A 26,465-nucleotide genomic window follows, 5' to 3' on the forward strand; every position below is an offset into this window, starting at 1 on the left:
GGTGAAATGGATTCCGGGTTCGCGCCAAGCGGCGCGCCCCGGAATGACGCAGCTACACCGCCCGGCTATGCAGCTGCTTGCCGGGATCCAGATGCGCGTCGAACGCGGCGGCGACGCTGCGGACCAGGAAGCGCGAGTCGTTCGCGACCGCGAGCCGGTCGCCGTCCAGCCTCACGACGCCGTCAGAAATCAGCGGTTTCAGACGCGACGCCGATTTGAGCATCGCCTCGGGCTCTGCGCCGTGGCGCGCGCAGATATCACCGAGATCGGCGCTGAACTCGCACATGATGCGCTCGATGATGTCGGCGCGCAGCCGGTCGTCGTCGGTGAGCCCATAGCCCTTCGCGGTGGCGAGGCGGCCGGCGCCGATGCTCTGCGCATAGGCGCCGATCTGCACCTCGTTCTGGACGTAACCCTGCGGCAGATGTCCGATGGCGCTCGCGCCGAAGCCGAGCAGGACCTCGCCTTGGTCGGTGGTATAGCCCTGGAAATTGCGCCGCAGCGTCCGCTCCTCGAAAGCCACGGCCATGGAATCGTCGGGTCGCGCGAAATGATCGAGCCCGATCTGCACGTAACCGGCCTCCTTCAGCGCATTCGCGATCGCACAGGCCTGGTCGTGACGCGCCGGGCCGTCGGGCAGCGCGCCCTGGTTGATCATGCGCTGGTGCTTCTTGAAATCAGGCACGTGAGCGTAGCCGAACACCGAGAAGCGATCGGGCGCGAGCAAGAGGCTGCGCCGCACCGTGTCCAGGCACGAGGCGACGGTCTGATGCGGCAGCCCGTAGATCAGGTCGAAATTGATTCCCGCGATGCCGGCATGCCGGAGCATGTCGACGACGGCAGCCGTCTGCTCGAAGCTCTGGATGCGGTTGATCGCACGCTGCACGATGGGGTCGAAACTCTGCACCCCCAGGCTGGCGCGATTGACGCCGGACAGCCGCATGGCCTCGACCATGTCGGCGGTCAGCGTGCGGGGATCGATCTCGACGGCAATCTCGGCCGATGGCAGTACGAAGAACGCCTGGCGCATCGCCGCCATCAACTCGGCAAAAGCCTCGGGCGCCATGATCGTCGGCGTACCGCCGCCGAAATGGATATGCTCGACCTTGATGCGGCGGCCGATGGTCTCGGCGACCAGCGCGATCTCACTGCGCAGCGTCCGCTGGTAGGCCGCAATCAGATCGTCGCGCCGGACGATCTGGGTATGGCAGCCGCAATACCAGCACATCTCGCGGCAGAACGGCACGTGCAGATAGAGTGACGCGCTGGCACCGGCCGGGAGCTCGGACAGCCAGCGGGCGTAGGTACCGGCGTCGATGACCGGCGAGAAGTGCGGCGCGGTCGGATAGCTCGTGTAGCGAGGCAGTCTTTCTTCGCCGTAGCTCACTGCGAGATCAGCTCTCATATCTTACCCATTCGTAAATTTCGGCCGCTTGCGCAGCCGCGGCAAATCACGGAATGTATTCAGCTAACCCGGATTTGCGGAAGCGACCTTGCGCTCGCGCAAAGTCGGACCGGGGCACCGCAAACATTGCGCTCGCGCAAAGCGCAGCGGACGGTTCCGCGCAATGATCACGGGCAATTCGCACGGCATCCGGAGCGTTTGCCATGAGGCTTCTCGCACTCGAATTGATTTTCTCCCTGCTCGACGTCCGCGGCCATATCCCGCGTTTCGACGACTTCCGGCCGGTTCCGGCCTCGCCGGCCCCGACCGGTATCGTGCACACTCTGGCCGCCGTAATCGCCGTCCTCGCCGTCCTGTCGCTGGCGATCTGGGCCGCGGTCTGGGTTGCCATTCATTTGCTTTAGCCGCGTCTTCGCGAAGGCCTCGATCATGATCTCATCCAAGCGCGCATTTGCCGGCGCGGTCGCCCTGACATGCCTTGTCTGGCCGCCCGCCTTCGCCGCCGACACGACCAGCGGCGATCTCGTCATCACCAGGGCCTGGAGCCGGGCGACGCCCGGGGGAGCCAAGGTCGCCGGCGGCTATCTGACGATCGAGAACAGGGGCCACGCGCCGGAGCGGTTGCAGACCGCATCGGCCGCCCATGCGCTTCGAACCGAAATCCACGAAATGGCCGTCAACAACGGCGTCATGACCATGCGCCCCCTCATCGACGGCCTCGTCATCGCCCCCGGACAAATCGTTGAACTTGCCCCCGGCGGCGGACACCTGATGTTCGTCGGCCTCGATGCTCCACTTCGTGTCGGCGACCAGGTACCGGTGACGCTGTCGTTCGAGCATGCCGGCGAAGTGAAAGTGACGCTCGACGTACAGGCTATCGGCGCGCAGGCGCCGGAGAAAACAGAGCGCACGGAGATCGCGCAGCCCGCGCCCCCCCCGGAGCCGGCGGCGGCCACTCCGCCCGCGATGGTTTCCGAGGCCGACGAAAGTTTCTTCACCCATCTTCATGCCGAGAAGGCCATGGCGAACGTCACGGTCTCGCCCGGTCGTGCCGGTCCGGTCGAGATCGCAATCCAGCTCGAAGATGCGAACGAGTTGCCGCTGAGCGCCGACGCCGTTGCGGTCACGCTCGGCAACCCCGAGCACGGCGTGGCGCCGATGACGGCAAACGCCGAACGCGTCGGCAACGATCAGTGGAGAGTCAGGATGTCGGCGCCGCTGTCTGGCCGATGGTCGCTGGGCCTCGACATCCGCATCACGCCGTCGGACGCGGTCAACGTGGTGTCGCCGATCCTGCTCCGTTGAAGGATCTAAGTACTGTTGCGGAGGCGAATCCGGCGAAAGCTTGTTGCAGCGCAAACACTCTTGCCGTAACAGGCGCACACTGCATCCCGTCATCAAAACCATTTCAGATGAAGGATGCTTCCGATGTTCACCCGCAGAGCCGCATTGATCAGCGCCGCCGCGACCGCCCTGATGCTGGCGACACCCGCCCTGGCCGCCGACGATCTCAAACTGCCGCGCCAGAAAGTGGAGCTGGTGGCCCCGCCGTTCGTGCATGCGCACGAGCAGGCGACCAAGCAGGGCCCCAAGATCGTGGAGTTCAAGCTCACGATCGAGGAGAAGAAGGTCGTCATCGACGAGAAGGGTACCACCTTCCAGGCGATGACCTTCAACGGCTCGATGCCGGGCCCGCTGATGGTGGTGCATGAAGGCGACTACGTCGAAACGACGCTGGTCAATCCCGCGACCAACACCATGCCGCACAACATCGACTTTCACTCCGCGACCGGCGCGCTCGGCGGCGGCGCGCTCACCCTGATCAATCCCGGCGAGCAGGTCGTGCTGCGCTGGAAGGCGACCAAGACCGGCGTGTTCGTCTATCACTGCGCGCCGGGCGGCCCGATGATCCCCTGGCACGTCGTCTCCGGCATGAACGGCGCCGTGATGGTGCTGCCGCGCGACGGACTGAACGACGGCAAGGGCCACGCGCTGAAATACGACAAGGTCTACTATGTCGGCGAGCAGGACATGTACGTGCCGCGCGACGAGAAGGGCAATTTCAAGTCCTATGACTCGCCGGGCGAAGCCTTCACCGACACCGAAGAGGTGATGAAGAAGCTGATCCCATCCCATGTCGTGTTCAACGGCAAGGTCGGCGCGCTTACCGGCAAGAATGCGCTCACCGCCAATGTCGGCGAGAACGTGCTCATCGTGCACTCGCAGGCCAATCGCGACAGCCGCCCGCATCTGATCGGCGGCCATGGCGACTATGTCTGGGAGACCGGCAAATTCGGCAATGCACCCGAGGTCGGGCTGGAGACCTGGTTCATCCGCGGCGGCTCGGCAGGGGCTGCGATGTACAAGTTCATGCAGCCCGGCATCTACGCCTATGTCACACACAACCTGATCGAGGCCGCCGACCTCGGCGCCACCGCGCACTTCAAGGTCGAAGGCAAGTGGAACGACGATCTGATGACCCAGGTGAAGGCGCCTGCGGAAATCCCGGCCAACACCAACTAGACGCGACAAGGGGCCGGTGGATCACCGGCCCCTTCTTCCTTTCGGGGGACAACATGCTGATCGCATTCAAGCTGAAACTGGTCCTGGCTTGCGCGGCCGGACTCGCAGGACCGATCGCGGTGGCGCCGCTGGTCTCGGACATGGCGGTCCGCGGCACGGCGACGGAGCCCGCGATCGTCAAGATCGCGCCGGGCAATCTGTCCTATCGCGAGGCGGGCGATTTCACGCGGGGCGGGCAGCAGGCGGAAGCGCCGCTGCGCGCGATGCGGTTCACGAGGCCGCTGCACGTCATGCGGCATCAGGTTTCGTCATCCGACTACCAGCTTTGCGTGCAGGACGGCGCTTGCCGCGCTCTCGATCGTGACGTGGCGATCGCCACAGATCGCCCCGCGGTGCAGGTGAGCTGGCACGACGCACAGGCCTATGCGGGCTGGCTCTCGCACCGGACCGGCAAGACGTGGCGCCTGCCGAGCGATGCGGAATGGGCGTTCGCGGCGGGCTCGCGCTTCAAGGACGATGGCGCGCCGGTGGACGCGGACAATCCTTCGAAGCGCTGGATCAGCCGCTATGAGCGGGAATCCGAACGGGACCTTTCCGACACGACGGCCTATGCGTTCGGCAAATTCGGCGCGAACGAGCACGGCATCGAAGATCTCGCCGGCAACGTCTGGGAGTGGACCTCGACCTGCTTCGTGCGCTCGCGGACCGACGCGGCCGGCAATGCCGGCCGGGCGACCGTGAATTGCGGCGTGCGCATCGCGGAAGGCGCCCACCGCGCCTATGTCACCGATTTCATCCGCGACGCCCGCGCTGGCGGCTGCGCGCAGGGCGTGCCGCCCGCCAATCTCGGCTTCCGCCTGGTGCGCGAGGAGCCGTCGTGGGTCGCGAGCGTGTCGGCGCGGTGGACCAAGACGTGGGCGGCGAGGTCGTAGCCGCCCTCCTGGCGTCATTGCCCGCGAAGGCGGGCAATCCGGTATTCCAGAGACGACAGTGATGGAATCGAAAGGCCGCGGCATACTGGATGCCCCGCCTTCGCGGAGCATGACAGTGTCGAATGCGGAGACCAAGCGCGCTTAAATCGCGCGCGCAAACATGCGAAATCCCGGTGCGCCGATGATCGCCTCGAAAGCGGTATCACGCTTCTCCTCCGCAAGGACAAAGCCGGCCTTGGCGTAGGCGCGTTCAGCGGGCACGTTGCCGATCAGGAACGAGATCGTCGCCCGTCGAAACCCAGCCGCGCGCCCCTGATCCAGCGCATGCGCGATCAGTGCCTGCACGAGGCCGCGGCCGCCATATGCAGGATCGGTTGCGACATGCTCGATCATCCAATCGCCCTCGCCGCCTTGAACCCAGCAGCCGCGCGCATAGCCACCGCGCTGGCGGATCGCTTCCAGCTCCGACGCGGTGAGCCCGATCGCGGCTGCGACTTCCTCGATCGCGCGCCAGGCCGCAGGACCGGTGCCGGCCGCTGGCACGGCGCATAGCGCCGCACCCGGCGCACCATCAATCTCGGCAATCCAATACTGCGAGACATGCCACATCGACACCGCGCGCGTGGCCGCGACGCGCGCGATGAAATCGAGGCATTCCGCTTCCGGCCAGCCGAGCGCGACGTCGAACCAGCCGCGCGGCCGGTAGCCACGCATCGATCGCAGGATGGTTTGTGCGATGAAACCGGCGTCTTCGGGACGCGCAGACCGTATCGTCATGCGCGCCCTCTCTGCGACGACCTTATGTGTTCTTCAGCGCGACGCGGAATTCGGCCTCGGTCTTGGCCTTGACCTCGTCGAGCGAGACGCCGTCGGCGAGCTCGATCAGCGCCATGCCGCCGTCGCCGTGCTTGTCGATGGTGAAGACGGCGAGATCAGTGACGACCATGTCGACCACGCGCTCGCCGGTCAGCGGCAAATTGCACTTCTTCAGGAGCTTCGAGCCGTCCTTGGCGGAATGCTCCATCACAACGACGACGCGCTTGACGCCGGCGACGAGATCCATCGCGCCGCCCATGCCCTTGACCATCTTGCCGGGGATCATCCAGTTGGCGAGATCGCCGTTCTGGGCCACCTGCATGGCGCCGAGGATCGACAGATCCATGTGGCCGCCGCGGATCATGCCGAAGGAATCCGCGCTCGAGAAATACGAGGTCGAGGGCAGCTCGCTCACGGTCTGCTTGCCGGCATTGATGAGGTCGGCATCCACCTCGTCCTCATAGGGGAACGGGCCCATGCCGAGCATGCCGTTCTCGCTCTGGAGGCTGACGTCGACACCATCAGGGATGAAGTTCGAGACCAGCGTCGGGATGCCGATGCCGAGATTGACGTAGTAGCCGTCACGCAGTTCCTTGGCGGCGCGCGCAGCCATCTGTTCACGGGTCCAGGCCATGTGAGTCTCCTGACGCTTAAGCGGCGGTGCGCGGGCGGGTGTTGCGGAATTCGATGCGCTTCTTGGCCGTACCGACCTCGACGATGCGCTTCACGAAAATGCCGGGCGTGTGGATGTGGTCGGGATTGAGTTCACCGGCCGGAACCAGATGCTCGACCTCGGCCACCGTGATCTTGGCGGCGGTCGCCATCATCGGGTTAAAGTTGCGCGCGGTCTTGCGGTAAATGAGGTTGCCGGCGGTATCGCCCTTCCAGGCGTGCACGATGGCGAGGTCGGCGAACAGGCCGCGCTCCATCAGATACTTCTCGCCGTCGAACTCCTTCACTTCCTTGCCTTCGGCGATCAGCGTGCCGACGCCGGTCTTGGTGTAGAAGGCCGGGATTCCGGCGCCGCCGGCGCGGATGCGCTCGGCCAGCGTGCCCTGCGGGTTGAATTCGAGTTCCAGCTCACCGGCGAGGAACTGCTGGGCGAACAGCTTGTTCTCGCCGACATAGGACGAGATCATCTTCTTGATCTGCCGGGTTTCCAGGAGGCGGCTGAGCCCGATGCCGTCGACGCCGGCATTGTTGGAGACGACCGTCAGCCCCTTGACGCCGGACTCGCGGATCGCGTCCGACAGCTCCTCGGCGATGCCGCAGAGGCCGAAGCCGCCCGACATGATCATCATGTTGTCTTTCAAAATGCCGTCGAGAGCCGACTTGGCGTCGGGATAGACCTTGTTCATGCAAAAACCTCGACTGAACCTTCGGCTTGCGGGCGTCGCGCCTTATTGGCGGCGATTATTAGGCGAAATCGTCCGAAGCCGTCAATGATACGGGGTTCTCCGCTCCGCGGGGCGGTGGTAGAAGCTGCCCACGCCGTGGGCAGGATCGCCCCCGGCCTTGAAAGCGACAAGAAAACCCATCAAGTTGCGGCACTTAACATAACAGGACTTGTGACGTAACAAGGCTTGGGCGTGGGGCGCGCGGGTTTCCCGGCCCGCCCCTTTGGCTCCAACGACCAACCCGATCAGGACACGCCATTGACCATGGCCCAAGGAATGAAGCGCCTCGGGACGCCGATCGCGGCGCTGCTCGGCGTCGCGCTGATCGCCCTGATCGCGACCTCCTGGCTCATCAACCGCGACGCGCTGCGCAAGGCCGTGGAAGCGCAGATCCGCGACGTCACCGGGCTCGAGCTCAGTGTCGCAGGCCCCATCGACATCTCGGTGCTGCCGGCGAGCTACATCTCCTTCCATGACGTCGGCCTGAAGGGCGGCGGCACCAGCGACCCCGCGCTCCGTGTCGACGTGCTCACCGCCAATCTGCGGCTGCTGCCGCTGCTGCTGCAACGGTTCGAGATCGCCGACCTGACGCTGCTGCGGCCGCGCATCCATGTCAGCCTGAAGCCGGACGGCGAGAGCAACTGGACGCCCTTCATCCAGACCATTGCGCGCACCATGAAGCCCGGCGCCGAAAATCAGGTCTCGTTCTCCGAGATCCGGATCCAGGACGGCGTGCTCAATTACGAGGACGCCGCCACGCACGCCACCGAGCAGTTCGACGACATCGACCTGTCGCTGGCCTGGCCCTCGATCTCGCGCTCCTTCGCCGCGACCGGCCAGTTCGACTGGCGCGGCGAACGCGTCGACGGCTCGATCAGCTTCGCCGACTTCGTCGCCGCCCTCTCCGGCGACCGTTCCGGCGTGAAGGCGCGGATCGCCAGCGCCCCGCTCAAGCTCGCCTTCGACGGCAGCGTCGCCAACCGCACCAGCCCGATGATGGAAGGCACGCTCACGATCGACAGCCCGTCCTTGCGCAACGCGCTGCGCTGGACCGGCCAGCCGCAGCCCGGCAGCGGCGGCTTCGGCCGTTTCGCGCTGAAGGCACGCGCCAATGTCGTCGGCGCCTCGATCGCGCTTACCAACGTCAATGTCGAGCTCGACGGCAACGCCGCCGAGGGCGTCATGACCTACGCCAACAACGGCCGGCAGACGCTCCAGGCGACGCTCGCCGCCGACGCGCTCGACTTCACGCCTTATATCTCGACCTTCCGCCTGCTCGCGAGCGGCGCGCGCGACTGGAACAGGCAGCTGTTCGATCTCAACGGGCTCTCGACCACCGACCTCGACATGCGCCTGTCGGCGGCGCGGCTGACGGTCGGGCCGTCGAAGCTCGGCCGCACCGCGATCGGCGCCAATTTGCGCAACGGCACGCTGGCGCTCTCGGTGGGCGAGGCCCAGGTCTATGGCGGTATCGCCAAGGGCTCGTTCGGCATCGCGCGCGCCGACACCGTCGCCGACATCAAGGCGCAATTCCAGTTCACCGACGTCGACCTCCAGGCCTGCGCCTCCGAACTGTTCGGCCTCAACAAGCTGTCCGGCCGCGGCAACATCAACGTCTCCCTCGTTGCCTCCGGCTCGAGCCCGTTCGGCCTCGTGCAGTCGCTCGACGGCAGCGCCACCGTCACCGGGCATGACGGCGCGATCTCGGGCTTCAATGCCGAACAGCTCCTGAAGCGGCTGGAGCGCCGGCCGCTGTCCGGTGGCGGCAATTTCCGCAACGGCTCGACGCCTTACGACAATCTCACCATCGCGGTGAAATTCTCCGACGGGGTCGCTACCGCCGAGGACATCCGCGTCGAAGGACCGGCGGCGAAGATCACGATGACCGGCACCGCCTCGGTGCCGACGCGCGAATACGACATGAAGGGCGTGGCGAGCCTCAACAGCGCCTCGGGCTTCGAATTGCCCTTCGTGGTGCAGGGCCCCTGGGATGATCCCCTGATCTTTCCCGATCCGGAAAGCCTGATCCGCCGCTCGCCCGCGTCCGCGCCCCTGCTCGACATGCTCAAGGACCGCAAGGCGGGCGACGCCGTGCGCTCCGCGATCGAGCGCATCACCGGCACCGGCAAGCGTCCCGCCCCGGCAGACTCGCCGACGGCGGAGAACGCCAAGGAAAACGCCAAGTCCAACTAGAGTGATCGGCGTCGCTCTCTTCGGGTTCAAGCGGCCGATTGCGTCGTCGAAATCCAGCTCTCGTTCTCCTGCACCACGGTTGCTCCGCCGATCGCCGTCCCCGCCGCGACCTCGCGCGTGACGCTCTGCCCCAGTTCACGGGCCAATACTTCGCGATCACAGGCATCCTCCCACAGCGAAATAGTGATGGCCGCGACACAGTTGCTGATCATGCTGGTCAGCGCCCGCGCTTCCGACATGAAGCGGTCGATGCCGACGAGCAGCGCCACGCCGGTCACGGGCAGATCCGGCATGACGGAGAGGGTCGCGACAAGCGCAACGAAGCCGCTGCCGGTGACACCTGCCGCCCCTTTGGACGTCAGCAGCATCAGGCCGAGCATCGCCGCGATCTGCCCCCACGACAGATGAATGTCGCAGGCTTGCGCGATGAAGATGGACGCCAGGGTGAGGTAAATGGCGCTGCCGTCCAGATTGAAGGAATAGCCCAACGGCAACACGAGCCCTGACACGCCTTTCCGGCATCCGAGCTGCTCCAGCTTGCGCAGCGCGCCCGGCAGCGCCGGCTCCGACGACGACGTGCCGAGCACGATCAGCAGCTCTTCTTTGAAGTAGCGGATCGTCTTCCACAGGCTGAAGCCGTTCAGCCGCGCCAGCGTCCCAAGCACGACGACCACGAAGACAGAGCAGGCGATATAGAAGGTCAGAATCAGCAGTCCGAGCGAGCCGATCGATCGGATGCCGTAGCGCCCCACGGTGAACGCCATGGCCCCAAAGGCACCGAGCGGAGCGAGCTTCATGATGAAGCCGAAGGACACAAACAGCACTTGTGAGAACGACTCGACCGCTTTCGTCACCACAACGCCGCCATCGCCGGCACGGCTCAGGCCAAAGGCGATCAGGATGGAGACGAGCAACACCGGCAGCACTTCGCCATCGGCGAACGCTCCAAAGAAGGAGTGCGGGATGATGTGCAGCATGAAGTCCGCAAATCCGGTCGCACCTGCCTGCTTGGTAAATTTCGCGGCCACCGACGGATCCAGCGTATTGACGGACACATGCATGCCAACGCCCGGCTGGATCTGTGACACGGCGATCAGCCCGGCCAGCAACGCGAGCACGGTCAGCAGGTAGAACAGCGCCATGGATTTCACCAGCGCGCGGCCGACCTCGCGGGAATCGCTGATGCTGTTGATGCCGCTCACGATGGTGCAGAATACGATCGGCGCGATCATCATCTTGACCAGCTTGACGAAGCCGTCGCCAAAGGGCTTCAGCGCGGCGCCGAATTCGGGCCAGAAATGGCCCGTGAAGACACCCAGCATGAGACCGATCAGCACCTGGACGTAGAGAATCCGGTAGAACGGCTTTCGCGGCTCGCTGCTCGCGGACCCAGCCGGCGCTCGCATCTGCATTCTCGTTTCTCCCTTGTGTTATTCTTGAGGTTTAAAAGCAGTCCGGCTTCAGGCCGCCAGCACCAAATGAGGTACGTGCGATCGACGGGCGAAGACGTGGCCCTCGAAGATTCGCCGGGCCGTCCGCAGCACCCGGGCAACCGGGCCGGGCTCCAGCCGAACCACGAGCTGGCCGGAGGGATGGGCGAGGGTGATCGGCACCGGCGGCGCCAATGGTCCGACCATCTCTGCCGCGATCGTCCCGGGCGTGACGCATGCCGTCGCGATCGCGACAGCGCCGGTCACCGCCAGCGCGTTATGGCAGTCATGCGGCATGAAATACCTGGTGCTCAACGTCGCCTCGCCTCCGCGCGCAATCAGAACCGGCTTCGGAATCACCATTGTCGCGGAATTTGGAAAGCCCATCCGGCATCCGGCCTCGATGCGCAAAGTTTCGAGGCGCGCGCGAAAGCCGCCGTCGGCGAAGTCCGAGGGAGCCTCACGGCCGGTCCACCCCAGATCCGCCGCGCGGACCAGCATAACGGGCATCGCCGCGTCGATGCAGGTCACATCGATCCCTTCGATGCGATCGACCGGTCGTCCGGTGGGCAGGAGACGACCAGTGCTTGCGCCGGCCGCGTCGGGGAACGACAGCTCGATCGGCGCGGCCGTTCCCGGTACGCCGTCGATCCGCGCCTCGCCGTCGTAAGTCACGCGCCCTGCGGGGGTCGGAACGGTCGCGTCAATCAGCTTGCCGGTGTTAACATTGTGGATCCGCACATGGGTGCGATCCGCGGCGGCGGCGACCAGGCCGGCTTCGATTGCGAATGGCCCCACCCCCGCGAGCATGTTTCCGCAGTTCGGGGAGGTATCGACGATGCCTTCACGAACACGCACCTGGGCGAACAGGTAGTCGACATCGGCGCCTGGCACCGATGCCGGTCCAACGATCGCGACCTTGTTGATAACGGCATTGCCGCCGCCGATCCCGTCGATTCCAAGATCGTGCCCCCCTCCCATCACAGATAGCAGGATCGCGTCGCGCAGTTTGGGGTCGGCCGGAAGATCGCGGGCCAGGAAGAACGGCCCGCGCGAGGTGCCCCCGCGCATGACCACACAGGGAATGGCAATCTGATCGTTCATGGAGCTGTTCCGTTCGCGACAACTTCGCTCGATCCGGAGCATCCCTCGACAGAACTCTTTTGTGAAATGCAAATATCTGATGTATTATTCCGATTATCGATACAATGGAGCTTGCCATGAACGCAGAACTTCTCGACCTCAAGGCGTTCATCACCGTGGCGGAGACGGGAAGCTTCGTGCGCACCGCCAGGGCGCTGAACCTGTCGCAGCCGGCGCTGAGCCGACGCATTCAGAAGCTGGAAGAAAGCCTCGGTGCGCCGCTGCTCGAACGCTCGACGCGTCACGTCAATCTCACCATGACCGGCCGTGATTTCCTGCCGAAGGTGCGCCGCCTCATCGACGAGTTCGAGACCTCGGTGCTCGCCATCCACGATATCGGCGCGCGAAGTTCGGGCCTGGTCTCGGTGGCTGCGGTGCCGACAGCGGTGTTCTATTTCCTGCCGCGTGCGATCGGCCGGTTTGCCGAAACGTATCCACGCATTCGCATCCGGATTCTGGACATCGGTGCCAATGAAGGATTGGAAGCGGTCGCGCGCGGAGAAGCCGACTTCGGCATCAATTTCATCGGTGCTTCGCATGCCGAGATCGAATTCGAGAAACTGGTTGAGGACCCCTTCGTCCTGGCCTGCCGTCATGACCATCCGTTGGCATCGCGCAAACGGGTCAGCTGGTCAGAGATTGTGTCACACCGGGTCATCACCGTCGGTCGCAACAGCGGCAATCGCGCGCTGATCGACAATGCGCTCGCGCGACACGGCCTGCAGCTGAACTGGTCCTATGAGGTCGCTCACCTCTCCGGTTCGCTTGGCCTCGTCGAAGCGGGACTCGGCATCGCGGTGCTGCCGAAGCTTGCGACGCCCGCCGCCGGTCACCCCATCATTCACACCGTTCGATTGATCGAGCCGGAGGTGTCGCGGACGATCGGAATCGTGCGCAGGCACGGGACCACACTATCTCCTCACGCGAGCCAGTTTCTCAAGATGCTTCTCGAGGCGTGGCACACGCCTTCCGGGACGCGCGGGCAAGACAAGCCGAAGCCCCGATCCGCTCAGGCAAACTCGATTCGGCGGGCCTGAAGAGGAAACGCTAATAGGTCGGCAGCGCAGCGCTGCAAGACCGTTCCCCTGTCGAACCGGAAGTTCCTCGGATCAGCCCCGCCGTGTTTTCAGAGGCATTTTGCGTCCTCCGGCCGCAGCACCATAGTGTGGCCAGCCGACTGCGTTGCGTTCAGTCCTCATACCGCTTACAAGGCCGGGCTTCGCCAGTCGCGAGCAGGTACGGATGCACATGGTCAGGCGATCAGAACGCAGAACCCGAATTGATTGCCGCTAATTGATGCGGCGATTGGATCGATGCGCACGTTAATCATCTCCACAGGCGCCGTCCCCACGACCTAGGTCTGACAACATGCCGCTAGATCGGCTGACGGCCATGCGCTAGTGTTTTATACGACCGGTTAAAAACACCGGCCGTTTGAGGGAGAAAAACGTGAGATCCAAGGTTATTGGCGCAGTCACACTGGCGGTCGCTGCGGCCGGGCTGTTCGCAGCCGCTGCACCCGCATTTGCGCAGCAGAAGACGATTACGGTCTGGTGGGGCAAGGGCTTCTACCGCTCCGAAGACGACGCGCTGATCGAGACGATCAAGAAGTTCGAAGCCAAGACCGGCATCAAGGTCGAATTGTCGCAGTACGCGATTCAGGACATGATTCCGAAGACGGTCGCCGCGCTCGATGCCGGCACCGTGCCCGATGTTGCCTATTCCGACTCTTATGACGTGCAGGCGCAGGGCAAGTGGGCCTATGAGGGCAAGCTCGAGGACCTCACCGATGTCATGGAGCCGATCAAGGATCGGTTCGTGCAGAACACGCTGGATGCGTCGATCCTCTATAACGACGTCACCAAGAAGAAGGCCTATTACGGCTTCCCGCTGAAGCAGCAGAGCATGCACGTCCAGATCTGGAACGACATGCTGGAGAAGGCCGGCTTCAAGCTCGCCGACATCCCGACCGACTGGGAAGGCTACTGGTCGTTCTGGTGCGACAAGGTGCAGCCGGGGATCCGCAAGGCCACCGGCCAGCGCATCTACGCCGTCGGCCAGCCGATGGGCGTGGAATCCACCGACGCCTTCCAGTCGTTCTACACCTTCATGGACGCCTACCACGTCAAGCTGGTCGACGACGATGGCAAGCTGCTCGTCGACGATCCCAAGGTCCGCGAGAACCTGATCAAGGCGATGAAGGACTACACCGACACCTACATCAAGGGCTGCACCCCGCCCTCGTCCACGACCTGGAAGGACCCGGACAACAACGTCGCCTTCCACAACAAGACCATCGTGATGACCCACAACTTCACGATCTCGATCGCGGCGAAGTGGTACGAGGACTCCCAGAACCAGGCGCTCACGCCCGAGCAGCGCGAGGCCGGCAAGAAGGCCTATGAGCAGGACATCGTCACGGCGTCCTTCCCGAAGGCGCCTGACGGGTCGACCATCCGCTACCGCTCCGACGTCAAGACCGGGCTGGTCTTCACTGCGGCCAAGAACAAGGCCGAGGCCAAGCAGTTCATCAGCTTCCTGCTCCAGGAAGACAACGTCCGTCCCTATATCGAGGGCGCGCTCGGCCGCTGGTTCCCGGTGACCAAGGAAAGCCAGGCCAGCCCGTTCTGGCAGGCCGACAAGCACCGCAAGGCGGTCTACGCCCAGTTCACCGGCGGCACCGCCGCGTTCGACTTCACCAAGAACTGGAAGTTCACGATCCTCAACAACGAGAACGTGTGGGCCAAGGCGATGAACCGGGTCGTCAGCGAGAAGGTCCCGGTCGACAAGGCCGTCGACGAACTGATCGCCCGCATCAAGCAGGTCGCGGGTTAATTCATCCTTTCCCTCTCCCCGCTTTGCGGGGAGAGGTATAAGAACAACACCGGCCGCGTTTCGCGGCCGGCATCTCTTTGAAGAGTCCGAAAAGAATGGCGATCACGCTCTCTGGCGATCAGGCAATCCCCGCGCCGCCCTTGTCGTCGCGGCTGACCCCGGCGCAGGTCTGGGGCATCGCGCTGCTCGCGCCCTATCTGCTGGTTTTCCTCGCCTTCGTCGTCTATCCCGTCTGCTACGGGCTGTGGCTGGCGCGGGCGCCGGCGAACTATGTCGCGCTCTACAACGACCCGATCTTCGCGCGCGCCGCGGTCAACACGCTGATCTTCCTGGTCATCGGCATCAACATCAAGATGCTGATCGCGCTGTTCCTGTCCGGCTTCTTCGCCCAGCAGCGCACCTGGATCAAATGGCTCTCGGTGATCTTCATCCTGCCCTGGGCGGTGCCGTCGATCCCGACCATCCTGTCCGTGCGCTTCATGCTCAATCCCGAATGGGGCGTGATCAACCACCTCATCTTCTCGTTCACCGGTGACGACGGCCCGAACTGGCTGAACGACCCGACGGTGGCGCTGACCATGGCGATCGGCGTCCACATCTGGAAGTCGCTGCCGTTCTGGACGCTGATCCTGATCACCGGACGCCTTGCGATACCGCACGATCTGTTCGAGGCCGCCGAGGTGGATGGCGCGAGCTGGTGGCAGAAGTTCCGCTTCATCACCTGGCCGTCGATGCAGACGCTCTACATCACCTGCACGCTGCTCTCGATGATCTGGACACTCGGCGATTTCAACAGCGTCTACCTCCTCACCGGCGGTGGCCCGGCCGACCTCACGCATGTGCTGGCGACGCTCGGCATCCGCTATCTCCGGCTCGACCAGCTCTCGCTGGCAATGGCATCGATCGTCTGTGCGATGCCGTTCGTCCTGCCGCTCGTGTACTTCATGATGAAACGGTTGTCGCGATGAAGCTTCCCTCCTTACGCGAAGTCGCGACCGAAGCGCGGTTGCTGCTGATCGGCATTCCCGTCTTCATCTGGACGATGGTGCCGATCTATCACATGTTCCTGTTCGCGATCTCCCCGAAGGAGGACGCGTTCTCGGGCAAGCTCTGGCCCGACCATCCGACGCTGCACAACTTCGAGATCGTGTTCAAGCAGCAGCACTACTTCCTGCGCGACTTCTATGTGCAGTTCTGGAACTCGCTGGTGATCGCGGCGTCGGTCGGCGTGCTGACGCTGTTCATCGCCACCGCCGCCGCGTTCTCGATCTCGCGGCTGCGGGTGCCCGGTGGGCGCATCGTGATGAACCTGGCGCTCTTCACCTATTTCATCCCCGCGGCGTTCCTCGCCGTTCCGATGTACCGCACCATGGGTAATTACGGCCTCCTGAACAATCACTGGTCGCTGATCCTGGCCATGGTGACGATCGCCAGCCCTTACGCGATCTGGGTGCTGAAGCAGGCCTCCGACAAGCTGCCGGTCGAGCTGGATGAAGCCGCCGTGATGGACGGCGCGACGACGCTCCAGATCTTCCGGCTGGTCTATCTGCCGCTGATGATGCCCTCACTGGTCGCGATCGGCACCTATGCGGTGCTGCTCGCCTGGAACGAATATCTCTACGCGTTCCTGCTGCTCTCCAACGACCGCGAGATCACGCTGCCCGTCGCGCTCGGCAACTTCCTCGCCGCCGACGATTCGCCGTGGGAGCTGTTGATGACCACCGGCTTCATCTACGCGCTGCCACCGGCCGCGATCTACTACGCCTTCCGCCGCTACATGGTCGGCGGGCTCACCGCGGGTGCAGTGAAGTCCTGACGCGACAGGACGCATCCGGTCGCCGCAAGCAGTGCGTTCGAGCGACAACGTGGACAATTGAAGATTGTCCACGCCTGCTCTAACCTCGAAGCCCTGTCACGGGCTCGTCATCATGCGCGGCAACGACGCGATCCATCTCGGCCTGATGCTGCTCGCGCTCGCGGCAGCCTATCTGGTGCCGTTCGAGCTGTTGCTGCTGGCCTATGTCGTGCTCGGCCCGGCGCATTATTTCACCGAGATATCCTGGCTGCATGACCGCAGCTACTATCTGCCTCACCGCGGGATTGCCGTAGCCCTGGCAATCGTCGCCGTGGTCGCGGCGCTGATCGACAACGCCTCGTGGTTCGGCTTCGCGATGTGGGGCGCGCTGATCGTCTGCGCCATGCTGGCGGCGACCACATCCGCGGTCGAGAGCATGCTGCTGTTCATGGCGGCGATCGCCCTGTCCGCGATCATGTATTCGAGCGGATCGTCGCTCGCCGTGATCGGCATCCTGATCCCGACGCTCGTTCACGTCTCGCTGTTCACGCTGATCTTCATGGTGCTCGGCGCCTATCGGTCCGGCAGCCGCGTGCAGGCCACGCTGGTGGTCGTCTACCTCGCCGCAATTGCCACGATCCTGCTGCTGCCGCAGACCGCCGAAATCCGGATCGCGAGCTTTGCCCGGGTCGGCCAGGATTATTTCGGCAATGTCGGCCCGGCTCTCGGCCGGCTGTTCGGTGTGCCCGGCCTCGTCCTCGACACCAGGCTGACCAGCCTGCTCGCCTTCGTCTACACCTATCACTACCTCAACTGGTTCATCAAAGCCGACGTGATCCGCTGGACCGAGGTGCCGAAGGCCCGGCTGGCGGCGATGGCCGCCGCCAGCGCTGCATCCACCGCGCTTTATTTCTACGACTATGCGTTCGGCTTCACCTTCCTGCTGGCGCTGAGCCTGATCCACATCCTGCTCGAGTTTCCGCTCGACAGCCTCGCGCTGCGCCAGCTCGGCGCCGCAATACAAGGCTCGGCGCGTGGATGGCACGCTGCACGAACGGCTACAGCGGCGCCGCGCTCTCGCCCTGCGAGCTCGACAGCTTCGAAGCGAGCGAAGCAATCACGATGACGACCGCGATCAGGCCGATCACCAGCGTGCAGATCGCGTTGATCTCGGGCTTCACGCCAAGGCGCACCTCGGAATAGATCCGGATCGGCAAGGTGGCCGAGCCCGGACCGGTGGTGAAGCTCGCGATCACGAGATCATCGAGCGACAGCGTGAAGGCTAGCATCCAGCCGGCGACGATCGCGGGCGCGATCAACGGCAGCGTGACGGCCGCGAACGCGCGCACCGGATTGCAGCCGAGGTCCATCGCCGCCTCTTCCAGCGAGCGGTCCAGCGAGCCGAGGCGGGACTGCACGACCACGGCGACGAAGCACATCGTCAGCGTGGTATGGGCGATCGTCACCGTCCAGAAGCCGCGCTCGGCGTTCAGCGCGACGAACAAGAGCAGCAGCGACAGTCCGGTGATCACCTCCGGCATCACCAGCGGCGCATAAAGCATGCCGGAGAACAGTGTCCGGCCGCGGAACCTCTCGCCGCGCGACAGCGCCACTGCGGCGAGCGTGCCGAGCAGCGTGGCGATGCTCGCCGAGGAGACCGCGACCCGCAGGCTCATCCAGGCCGCCTCGATCATCGCGCGGTCATTGAAGAACTCGTGATACCAGCGCAGCGACCAGCCGCCCCACACCGTCACCAGCCGCGAGGCGTTGAAGGAATAGATGACGAGAATGAGGATCGGCAGATAGAGGAACGCCAGCCCCAGCGCGAGCGAGGCGATATTGAAGCGGGACAGGCGAGAGACCTTGCGCATCGGCTCACCGCCCCTGTTCCAGTTGTCGCTTCTGCAGCCGTTCGTACAGCAACAGCGGCACCAGCAGCACCACCAGCAGCACGATGGCCGCTGCGGAAGCGACCGGCCAGTCCTTGTTGGTGAAGAATTCGAGCCACAGGGTCTGGCCGATCATCAGCGAATTGGAGCCGGCCAGGAGGTCCGGAATCACGAACTCGCCGACGATGGGGATGAAGCACAAGAGCACGCCGGCGCCGACGCCGGGCAGCGACAGCGGGAAGGTGACGAGCCAGAACACCTGCCAGGGCGGCGCGCCGAGATCGGAGGCCGCCTCCTCCAGCGCCGGCTCCATCTTGGCGAGCGTGGCATAGAGCGGCAGGATCATGAATGGAAGATAAGAGTAGACGATGCCGATATACATCGCGGTATCGGTGGAGAGCCACACCACCGGCTCGCTGACCAGATGCAGCGCGAGCAGGATCTGGTTGAGCAGGCCGTCGTGCTGGAGGATGTTGATCCAGGCATAGATGCGGATCAGGAACGAGGTCCAGAACGGCACGATCACCAGCACCATCGCCACCGCCTGCCAGCGCTTCGGCAACCGCGCCATGCCATAGGCGATGGGATAGCCGATCAGAAGCAGCAGCGCCGTCGCCGTGACCGCGACGGTCAGGCTGCGCACATAGGCGTACACATAGATGTCGTCGGAACCGAGCAGCCTGAAATTGTCGAGCGACAGCGCGGCAAAGGCCGCCTTGAGCGATTCCCATCCCGCCGCCAGGTCAAACACCGGCTCGTAGGGCGGCTGCGCGATCGCGGTCTGCGACAGGCTGATCTTCAGCACGAAGGCGAACGGCACCAGGAAGAGCAGCACCATCCAGACATAGGGGGCGATCGCGGCGAAGCGCGCCGGTCGCGCGAAGATCCGGCGTCCGCTCATGACGGCAGCACCACGCAGTCGTCGGGCGTGAACCAGGCGACCACGTGCTGGTTCAGGCTGTAGGCGTCGACGTCGAGGCGCGCGCTGTTGGCGACGGACGCCTGCACCATCCCGCCGGTGTCGAGCTTCACCTTGTAGGTGGTGGTGCCGCCGAGATAGCAGATGTCGGCGATCACGCCGTCCAGCCGGTTGATCGCCGTTTCATGGCCGGCTTCGCTCACCGGGCCGCGGCGCGACAGCTTGACCTTCTCGGGACGGATCGCGACCGACAATTTTCCCGCGCCGACCGGCTCGCGCGGCTCGGCCACCACCAGCGTCCCCGCATCACGCGTGCCGATGACCAGACGATGGCCGTCGCGCAATCTGGACTCGGCGTCGAACAGATTGATGTCGCCGACGAACTCCGCGATCCAGCGCGAACGCGGCGCCTCGTAGAGCTCGCGGGGGCTCGCGACCTGGGCGAGCTTGCCGACCTTCATCACCCCGATCCGGCTCGCCATCGTCATCGCCTCTTCCTGATCGTGGGTGACGATGATGAAGGTCATGCCGAGCCGGCGCTGGAGCTCCATCAACTCGCCTTGCGTGCTCTCGCGCAGCTTCTTGTCCAGCGCGGCGAGCGGCTCGTCGAGCAGCAACAATTGCGGCCGGCGTGCCAAAGCGCGGGCCAGCGCCACGCGCTGGCGCTGGCCGCCGGAGAGCTGGTCGGGCTTGCGCTTCTCCAGGCCCTCGAGCTTCACCAATGCGAGCATCTCCGCAACGCGCGTGGCGATGTCGGCGCGCGCCAAGCCGGCGCGCTTCAGGCCGAAGGCGATGTTGTCGCGCACCGAGAGGTGCGGAAACAACGCGTAGTTCTGGAACATCATGTTGATCGGACGCTCATGCGGCAGCGCCTGCGCGATGTCCTTGCCGCCAAGCAGTATACGCCCCTCATCCGGCGCCTCGAAGCCGGCGAGCATGCGCAACAGCGTGGTCTTGCCGCAGCCGCTAGGCCCGAGCAGCGCGAAAAACTCGCCGGCCTTGATGTCGAGCGAGACACCGTCCACGGCCCGGAACGTCCCGAACGTCTTGGCGACGCCCTCGATGCGCAGCAACGGCTGACCCGCTACGGGAAATGCAGCTCCAGCGGCCGTATCCGCCGCGACGTCCGTTCCGGGCAACTCTTCCGCCATGGTCCCTGCCAACCCCGATTCCGCCGCACGCTAGCGGCCGATCGGCCTTTGCTCAACCGGTTCGGGGCGATCGTTCACATCCGCCATGAACGCGGCAAGCCGATCACGATCGGCCTTGGGCATGGTCAGACCGAGCTTGGAGCGACGCCACAAGACGTCCTCTGGAAAACGCGCCCATTCGTGGCTCATCAGATAACGCACCTCGGCGCCGGTCAGCTCAGGGCCAAAGGTTGGGCCAAGCTCATCGCGGCTCTTCACATCCCCCAGCACGACCGGCAGTCGCGAGCCGTAGGCCGCGACCAGGCGTTGGGCCTCCGGCTCCGAGAGAAAGCGCCAGCGATCGCGTGCGAGGTCGACTTCGGTGTCGAAACGGTCCCAGGCGAAATCGCCGCCGGGGAGTACCGTCCCGGCGGTCCAGGGCGGCGACATCGGATAGAACGGCGTCAGCCGCGTCACCCCCCGCTCCGCACGCAGGCGCGAAGTAGTGACATCGCCGCCAAACATCGTGATCAGCGGCGCCTTGCGCCGGCGCGCATGGAACAGCGCCGTGCCGTCGCGTCCTCGCGCGGACGCCAGCGTCAGGTTGACGCCCGAGACCGTCCGGACCACGTCGGTCGGGGCGACGCGCTCGCGGAAATAGCGGCTGGCCGCTTCGCAGAGATAGCTGACGTCGGCGCCCGGCATCGCGACGATCGCAGGATCGCCGGTGAAAGCGTGCGTGACCGTGCCGATCAGCGTGAAATCGCGCTCGAGGGGCCGGGCGAAGATCAGCCGTCCATCATTGTTCTGGAAGACGTAGACGTTCTCGGAATCGAACAGCCGCGGCACGATGATCTGGCTCATCTGCATCGCGGCCATGGCGGGCTGCGGCTCCCGCAGCACGGTATCCGCCACCATCGACGTCCAGCCACCGGTGGCGTTGGCCAGCGCCCGCGCCGTGATCGTGCGGCGGTGGCCGCGATCGACCACCGCGAGGCGCCATGTGTCGGTTCTGTCAGCGCGCACGCAGCGTGCCCCGGTATGGATCGCGGCGCCGCGTTCGGCGGCATCCAGCGCCGTGAGCACCACCAGGCGGGAATCGTCAACGACACAGTCCGAATATTCGAACGCCGTGCCGAACGGACGCTTCAGCGCGTTGCCGACCGGATGATGCGTAATGTCGAGGGTCGCTGATGGCGGCAGGCCACCCCGGTTCGTGAGGCCGTCATAAACATACAGGCCGGCCCGCAGCAGCCATGGCGGACGCTCCTCGGAATGGGCGGGAATCACGAAGCGCATCGGCCGGACCAGATGCGGCGCGATCCGGAGCCAGATCCGGCGCTCGGCGAGCGCCCGGCGCACCCGCCAGAACCCGCGGCGCTCCAGCACCGACAGATCGCCATGAATCAGCCGCGGCGTCGCCGACGAGGCGGCGCCGCCGAGATCGCCCTGTTCGAACAGAATGACCCGCAGGCCGCGGCCGGCCGCATCGCGCGCGAGGCTGACACCGTTCAGGCCGCCGCCGATGATCGCAAGGTCGTAATCCGCCATGAAGCCGTCGAGAGCGAGCGAAACGAAGCGCTCCCATCACTAGCCGGTCTTGAGCGCAAGCTCCATGGCTTCGGCGCGGCCGACGAGGCCGGCATACTTCCCGATCGGCAGTGGCTTGCCGAGCAGGTAGCCCTGCACGCCGTCGCAGCCCTCCTTGGCGAGGAAGGCGAGCTGGTCGAGCGTCTCGACGCCCTCGGCGATGATGGACATTTCGAGGCCGTGGCCGAGATCGATGACGGCGCGCACGATCGCCGCCGATTGCGGGTTGCGGCCGAGATTGATGATGAAGGCGCGGTCGATCTTGATCTTGTCGAACGGAAACGCCTGGAGATAGCTCAGCGAGGAATAGCCGCTGCCGAAATCGTCCATGGAGATGCGCACGCCGAGCGCCTTCAGCCGGCGCAGCAGCGCCAGGCCCCGGTCGAAATCCTCGATCAGCACGCCCTCGGTGATCTCGAGCTCGAGCCGGCCGGGCGCCAGGCCGGTTTCGATCAGGATCGAATGGACCAGCCCGACCACGTCGCCGTGCATGAACTGCGCCGGCGACAGATTGACCGCGACCTGGAGCGGCTTCGGCCAGGACGCCGCCTCGCGGCAGGCCTCGCGCAGGATCCACTCGCCCATCTCGACGATCAGGCCGCTCTCCTCGGCGATCGGGATGAATTCGGCCGGCGAGACCTGGCCACGCACCGGATGCTGCCAGCGCGCCAGCGCCTCGAAGCCGATGATCTCGCTCTCGGCGACGCTATGGCCGGCGGCCCCCTGCGGCTGGAAGGCGAGCGAGAGCTCGCCGTTCTTGATCGCCATCGACAGGTCCTGATGCAGCACGCGGCGATCGCGGATCTGCTGGTCCATCTCCGGCTGGTAGAGGCTGATCGTGCCGCGCGATTTCTGCTTGGCGCGGAACAGCGCCGCACCGGCATTGGCGAGCAACGAGGCGCCGTCGGCGCCATTGTGCGGGAAAATCGACATGCCGGTGGTGGCGCCGGCACGGACTGGCCGGCCGTCGATCTGGAATTCCCGCGCGACGGCTTCGCCGAGCTGCTGCGCCAGCGCAAGACCCGCCTCCGGCTGCTTGCCGTCGATGATCAGGCCGAACTCGTCGCCGGACAGGCGCGCCACCACGCCGCCGCGCGCGGAATCCTGGAGCCGCTGGGCCACCTCGATCAGGAGCTTGTCGCCGAGCGCATGGCCGAAGACGTCGTTGACCTCCTTGAGGCCGTCGAGATCAACGCAGAGGACGGCGAACTCCTCGCCGGTGCCTTCGCAGGCCTCGATCATCTGAGTCAGCGCCTGCAGGAAGGCGGCACGGTTCGGCAGATCGGTGAGGCCGTCGTGATAGGCCATGTGCGCCATGCGCGACTCGGTCTGCCGGCGGTCGGTGACGTCTTCGTGGGTCTTGATCAGGTATTGCGGCTCGCCGGCATCGCTGAGCACGGTGGCGCGCCGGGTCAGGAACAGCCGCAGGCCGTCCTTGGTGGAGATCGGGTGCTCCTCGGTGATCATCCCGCGCTTCTTGATCGCAGCCTCGTCGCGCGCGATGATCAGCTTGGCTTCCTTGGGATTGAAGATGTCGGACGCGGTCAGGCCCGTGGCTTCCTCGCGCCTGCGGTTGAGGATCGTCTCGGCGCTGCGGTTGGCGAGCAGATAGCGGCCGTCCTTGACCTGCTCGACGATCAGCGCCACCGGGATGTTGTCGACGACGAGCTCGAGGAATTTCTTGGTGCTCTCCAGCTCCTGCGACAGTGAGCGGCGGTCGGTGATGTCCTCGAACACGAGCATCAGGAATTCGGGCTTGTTGTTCTCGTTGCGGACCACGATCCGGATCGAGGCAACCATGCGCCGTTCACCGCCGCGGTCGACCTCGAACTCATTACGGAACTGGCCGTCCGGCGAATTGAGCGCCGCCCGGTCGGTCGCCTCGATGCTGGCCGCTGAGACGGGGGCAAACAGCTCGCGCGCGTTCTTGCCGACGACCTGGTCCCGCGTAAACCCCCAGAACCGCTCATAGGCGGTGTTGGCGAAGATGTAGCAGCCGTCCTCGATGTTCTTCGCGGCAACGCAGGCCGGCACGTTGTCGAGCACCGTTTCCAGGAACTGCTTGGTCGAGGCGAGCTGCCGCGACAGCCTGCGCTCCTCGCTGACGTCGAGATGCGTCGCCACCGAGCCGCCGTTCGGCAGCACGAAGTATTTTACCAGGATGGCCCGGCCGTCAGGCAGTTCGGTGATCAGACCGTTGCCGCTTGCCGCCTTCTCGTAGAATTCCTTATCGGAGACGCCACCAAGGACCCCGCGCTTGCGCCGCAGCTCGAGGATGTCGTGGCCGTTCATGTCGGCCCACAGATCCGACCGTGACAGGCCATAGATCTCGAGATAGCGGTCATTGCAGAAGATGACGCGCCGCTGCGCATCGGTCATCACCACGCCCTGGTTGAGATTGTTCATGGCGGAGGAGACGAAGGCGTTGCGCCGCAGCTGCAACCGCCTGGTCCGGCGCAGCGCGGAGTGGATCCACAACGCGATTGCCACCAGGAACGCACAGACGACGATGCCCCCGATCAGGGCTTCCCAGATCAGGTTGGGATCGAGGTTGTCGAGCGAGCTCGGCGGGGCGAAGCTGTCCGACAGCGCAAAGGCACGCGCAGGCGCGACCGTGCCGGCCAGGCACACGACGGCCTGCACAGCAATCAGAATCGTGCTGTCCGCGTGCCAGTTCTTCTCAGCCATCAGCCACCCGCGATTTCAACGTCGGATTGTCTGGCCTCACGGGTTTGGATCGGGTAAACGCCTGTACGCGCAACAGAAAAATGTCACGTTAAATACGGCAATTGCCCTGACATGATAAATGCTTCCTTAACGGAAAATGACCCCGCGCCCTCGTTCCCGGGCTTGATGCCACCGGCGCTTCCAGCGGACCTCCTGCACAACCATGGATAGGGTCGACTGCATCGTCATCGGAGCCGGCGTGGTCGGGCTCGCGGTGGCTCGAAAGCTGGCCCAGGCCGGGCGCGAGGTCATCGTGCTCGAGGAAGCCGAGGCCATCGGCACCATCACCTCCTCGCGCAACAGCGAGGTGATCCATGCCGGCATCTACTACCGCGCCGGAAGCTGGATGGCGCGCATGTGCGTCAACGGCAAGCACGCGCTCTACCGCTACTGCGGCGAGCGCGGCATCCCGCACAAGAATTGCGGCAAGCTGATCGTCGCGACCAATGCGAAGGAAACCGAGAAGCTGCAATCGATCAAGGCGCACGCCGAGGCCAATGGCGTGCTCGACATGCAGTTGCTCACGGGCGAGGCCGCACGCGCGCTGGAGCCGGCGCTCGCCTGCGACGCCGCGCTGCTCTCGCCCTCGACCGGCATCATCGACAGCCACGCCTACATGCTCTCGCTGCGCGGCGAGGCCGAGGAAGCCGGCGCGGCCTTCGCGTTTCACACCCCGCTGATCCGTGCCAAGGCGGCCGCCGGCGTGATCGAGGTCGAGGCCGGCGGCGCGGCACCGATGGCGCTGCAATGCAGCCTCCTCGTCAACGCTGCGGGCCTCGCGGCGACAACGGTGGCGCGCAATATCGACGGCATGCCGCTGGACCGGATTCCGCCGGCCTATCTGGCCAAGGGAAATTACTTCAGCTGCAACGCCAAGGCGCCGTTCTCGCACTTGATCTATCCGGTGCCCGAGCCCGGCGGCCTCGGCGTGCATCTGACGCTGGACATGGCGGGGCAGGCGCGTTTCGGCCCTGACGTCGAGTGGATCGAGACGATCAACTACGAGGTCGATCCGTCACGCGCCGAGCGCTTCTATCCGGCGATCCGGAGATACTGGCCGACGCTGCCTGACGGCGCGTTGATGCCGAGCTATTCGGGCATCCGCCCGAAGATCGTGCCGCCGGCGGTCGCCACGCAGGATTTCCTGATGCAGGGTCCGCGCGATCACGGCGTGGCAGGCCTGATCAACCTGTTCGGCATCGAATCGCCGGGACTGACGTCCTCGCTCGCGATCGCCGATCACGTCGCCGAGCTCGCAAATATCTGAAGCGTCTTCAAGCGAAGCGGATACCACTTCGCGCAAAGAAGAAAACGCGTCCAAACAAGAAGCCGGAGCTATTTCCGTTCCGATTCCGTCGGAACGGAAATAGCTCCGGAAGCCGCGCAAATGTCCTTGCGCGGCTTCGCATCTTCCAACAGGGATGAGCGCAACAGCACTCACCCCTGCCTGAAGGGGTACGATCAAACTCTACGCTGAATACGGGGTTTACTAGTGAAGCGTGTCGCCAGTGTGCTTCAGACGCTCGATCTGGTCCTTGACCATCAACTTCCGGCGCTTCAACTCAACAATTTGCAGGTCGTCTGTTGAAAGGTGCACGAGAGCTTCGTGCAATTCGTTTTCGAGAGTTTTATGCTTCCGTTCCAATTCAACCAGATGTGCCTGAATTGTCATTCGAAACCTCCTCGGTAGGGGTGACCTTGGATTCGATCCGGACGACGAAGTGTACATCACCGATTCGTT

22 protein-coding genes and 1 pseudogene are annotated in these 26,465 nt (G+C 64.8%); 11 read left to right on the forward strand and 12 right to left on the reverse strand.

Translation table 11 applies throughout. From position 1 onward, the window contains the following. Positions 1 to 52: 52 nt before the first annotated feature. Positions 53 to 1,405, reverse strand: a complete 1,353-nt coding sequence (gene hemN / locus EI171_RS40410; protein ID WP_028173044.1) for an oxygen-independent coproporphyrinogen III oxidase — start codon at positions 1,403 to 1,405, stop codon at positions 53 to 55. A gap of 203 nt (positions 1,406 to 1,608) precedes the next feature. Here hemN and EI171_RS40415 point away from each other — a divergent pair, with 203 nt between their 5' ends. The 4 genes and pseudogenes from EI171_RS40415 to EI171_RS40430 all read left to right on the forward strand — a co-directional run bounded on the left by EI171_RS40415 (position 1,609) and on the right by EI171_RS40430 (position 4,860). Next, a complete protein-coding gene (locus EI171_RS40415) occupies positions 1,609 to 1,809 on the forward strand; it encodes a hypothetical protein (protein WP_161536528.1) in 201 nt (66 codons plus the stop codon). A 25-nt stretch (positions 1,810 to 1,834) separates the two neighbouring features. Then, positions 1,835 to 2,299, forward strand: a pseudogene (locus EI171_RS46270) (copper chaperone PCu(A)C); the annotation flags it as partial. 534 nt (positions 2,300 to 2,833) lie between these two features. Then, positions 2,834 to 3,928: a copper-containing nitrite reductase gene (gene nirK / locus EI171_RS40425; RefSeq protein ID WP_028173042.1), complete on the forward strand. Its 1,095-nt coding sequence runs from the start codon at positions 2,834 to 2,836 to the stop codon at positions 3,926 to 3,928. Between the two features lie 53 nt (positions 3,929 to 3,981). Further along, positions 3,982 to 4,860, forward strand: a complete 879-nt coding sequence (locus EI171_RS40430; RefSeq protein ID WP_161536530.1) for an SUMF1/EgtB/PvdO family nonheme iron enzyme — start codon at positions 3,982 to 3,984, stop codon at positions 4,858 to 4,860. Positions 4,861 to 5,001: 141 nt separating this feature from the next. Here the strand turns inward: EI171_RS40430 and EI171_RS40435 are convergent, their stop codons facing one another. From EI171_RS40435 to EI171_RS40445, 3 genes are read right to left on the reverse strand one after another with little or no spacing between them, the layout of a single operon-like run. Beyond that, the gene (locus tag EI171_RS40435; RefSeq protein WP_161536531.1) at positions 5,002 to 5,637 is read right to left on the reverse strand and encodes a GNAT family N-acetyltransferase; all 636 of its coding nucleotides are present in this window, start codon (positions 5,635 to 5,637) and stop codon (positions 5,002 to 5,004) included. Between the two features lie 22 nt (positions 5,638 to 5,659). Then, entirely contained in the window at positions 5,660 to 6,310 is a 651-nt protein-coding gene (locus EI171_RS40440; RefSeq protein ID WP_011089829.1) for a 3-oxoacid CoA-transferase subunit B, read from the reverse strand. A gap of 16 nt (positions 6,311 to 6,326) precedes the next feature. Further along, positions 6,327 to 7,034: a CoA transferase subunit A gene (locus tag EI171_RS40445; RefSeq protein ID WP_011089830.1), complete on the reverse strand. Its 708-nt coding sequence runs from the start codon at positions 7,032 to 7,034 to the stop codon at positions 6,327 to 6,329. A 303-nt stretch (positions 7,035 to 7,337) separates the two neighbouring features. Between EI171_RS40445 and EI171_RS40450 the strand changes: the two genes are divergently transcribed. After that, positions 7,338 to 9,266, forward strand: coding sequence for an AsmA family protein (locus EI171_RS40450; RefSeq protein WP_161537175.1), 1,929 nt, complete (start codon positions 7,338 to 7,340; stop codon positions 9,264 to 9,266). Between the two features lie 26 nt (positions 9,267 to 9,292). On the opposite strand, the gene dctA is transcribed toward EI171_RS40450, so the two are convergent. Then, positions 9,293 to 10,672, reverse strand: a complete 1,380-nt coding sequence (gene dctA / locus EI171_RS40455; RefSeq protein ID WP_129557651.1) for a C4-dicarboxylate transporter DctA — start codon at positions 10,670 to 10,672, stop codon at positions 9,293 to 9,295. A gap of 54 nt (positions 10,673 to 10,726) precedes the next feature. After that, on the reverse strand, positions 10,727 to 11,800 hold the full coding sequence (locus EI171_RS40460; RefSeq protein WP_028173037.1) for a 4-oxalomesaconate tautomerase: 1,074 nt from the start codon (positions 11,798 to 11,800) through the stop codon (positions 10,727 to 10,729). A 116-nt stretch (positions 11,801 to 11,916) separates the two neighbouring features. Between EI171_RS40460 and EI171_RS40465 the strand changes: the two genes are divergently transcribed. From EI171_RS40465 to EI171_RS40485, 5 genes are all read left to right on the forward strand, one after another. Continuing rightward, positions 11,917 to 12,876, forward strand: a complete 960-nt coding sequence (locus EI171_RS40465) for a LysR family transcriptional regulator (RefSeq protein ID WP_246740396.1) — start codon at positions 11,917 to 11,919, stop codon at positions 12,874 to 12,876. Positions 12,877 to 13,288: 412 nt separating this feature from the next. Then, a complete protein-coding gene (locus EI171_RS40470) occupies positions 13,289 to 14,674 on the forward strand; it encodes an ABC transporter substrate-binding protein (protein WP_011089836.1) in 1,386 nt (461 codons plus the stop codon). A 95-nt stretch (positions 14,675 to 14,769) separates the two neighbouring features. Then, positions 14,770 to 15,642: a carbohydrate ABC transporter permease gene (locus EI171_RS40475; protein ID WP_092186871.1), complete on the forward strand. Its 873-nt coding sequence runs from the start codon at positions 14,770 to 14,772 to the stop codon at positions 15,640 to 15,642. Next, positions 15,639 to 16,490, forward strand: a complete 852-nt coding sequence (locus EI171_RS40480) for a carbohydrate ABC transporter permease (RefSeq protein ID WP_011089838.1) — start codon at positions 15,639 to 15,641, stop codon at positions 16,488 to 16,490. The genes EI171_RS40475 and EI171_RS40480 overlap by 4 nt, the downstream gene beginning before the upstream one ends. 64 nt (positions 16,491 to 16,554) lie before the next feature. Next, a complete protein-coding gene (locus tag EI171_RS40485; RefSeq protein WP_236842130.1) occupies positions 16,555 to 17,595 on the forward strand; it encodes a hypothetical protein in 1,041 nt (346 codons plus the stop codon). Here EI171_RS40485 and EI171_RS40490 read toward each other — a convergent pair. From EI171_RS40490 to EI171_RS40510, 5 genes are read right to left on the reverse strand one after another with little or no spacing between them, the layout of a single operon-like run. Beyond that, entirely contained in the window at positions 17,528 to 18,340 is an 813-nt protein-coding gene (locus EI171_RS40490; protein WP_161536533.1) for an ABC transporter permease, read from the reverse strand. The genes EI171_RS40485 and EI171_RS40490 overlap by 68 nt on opposite strands. Before the next feature lie 4 nt (positions 18,341 to 18,344). Then, a complete protein-coding gene (locus EI171_RS40495) occupies positions 18,345 to 19,259 on the reverse strand; it encodes an ABC transporter permease (RefSeq protein WP_028173032.1) in 915 nt (304 codons plus the stop codon). Further along, the gene (locus EI171_RS40500; RefSeq protein WP_060910269.1) at positions 19,256 to 20,428 is read right to left on the reverse strand and encodes an ABC transporter ATP-binding protein; all 1,173 of its coding nucleotides are present in this window, start codon (positions 20,426 to 20,428) and stop codon (positions 19,256 to 19,258) included. Before EI171_RS40500 ends, EI171_RS40495 begins: the two co-directional genes overlap by 4 nt. A 30-nt stretch (positions 20,429 to 20,458) precedes the next feature. Beyond that, entirely contained in the window at positions 20,459 to 21,958 is a 1,500-nt protein-coding gene (locus EI171_RS40505; RefSeq protein WP_161536534.1) for a glycerol-3-phosphate dehydrogenase, read from the reverse strand. Between the two features lie 39 nt (positions 21,959 to 21,997). Next, positions 21,998 to 24,685 carry an EAL domain-containing protein gene (locus EI171_RS40510; RefSeq protein WP_011089844.1) on the reverse strand — a complete coding sequence of 896 codons (2,688 nt, stop codon included), beginning with the start codon at positions 24,683 to 24,685 and terminating at the stop codon, positions 21,998 to 22,000. A gap of 202 nt (positions 24,686 to 24,887) precedes the next feature. Between EI171_RS40510 and EI171_RS40515 the strand changes: the two genes are divergently transcribed. Beyond that, positions 24,888 to 25,991, forward strand: coding sequence for an NAD(P)/FAD-dependent oxidoreductase (locus EI171_RS40515; RefSeq protein ID WP_028173029.1), 1,104 nt, complete (start codon positions 24,888 to 24,890; stop codon positions 25,989 to 25,991). A 222-nt stretch (positions 25,992 to 26,213) separates the two neighbouring features. Here EI171_RS40515 and EI171_RS40520 read toward each other — a convergent pair whose 3' ends face one another. After that, positions 26,214 to 26,396, reverse strand: coding sequence for a YdcH family protein (locus EI171_RS40520; RefSeq protein WP_008131172.1), 183 nt, complete (start codon positions 26,394 to 26,396; stop codon positions 26,214 to 26,216). Positions 26,397 to 26,465 lie beyond the last annotated feature (69 nt).

It is taken from the genome of Bradyrhizobium sp. LCT2, from assembly GCF_009931255.1.
Lineage (GTDB): Bacteria > Pseudomonadota > Alphaproteobacteria > Rhizobiales > Xanthobacteraceae > Bradyrhizobium > Bradyrhizobium diazoefficiens.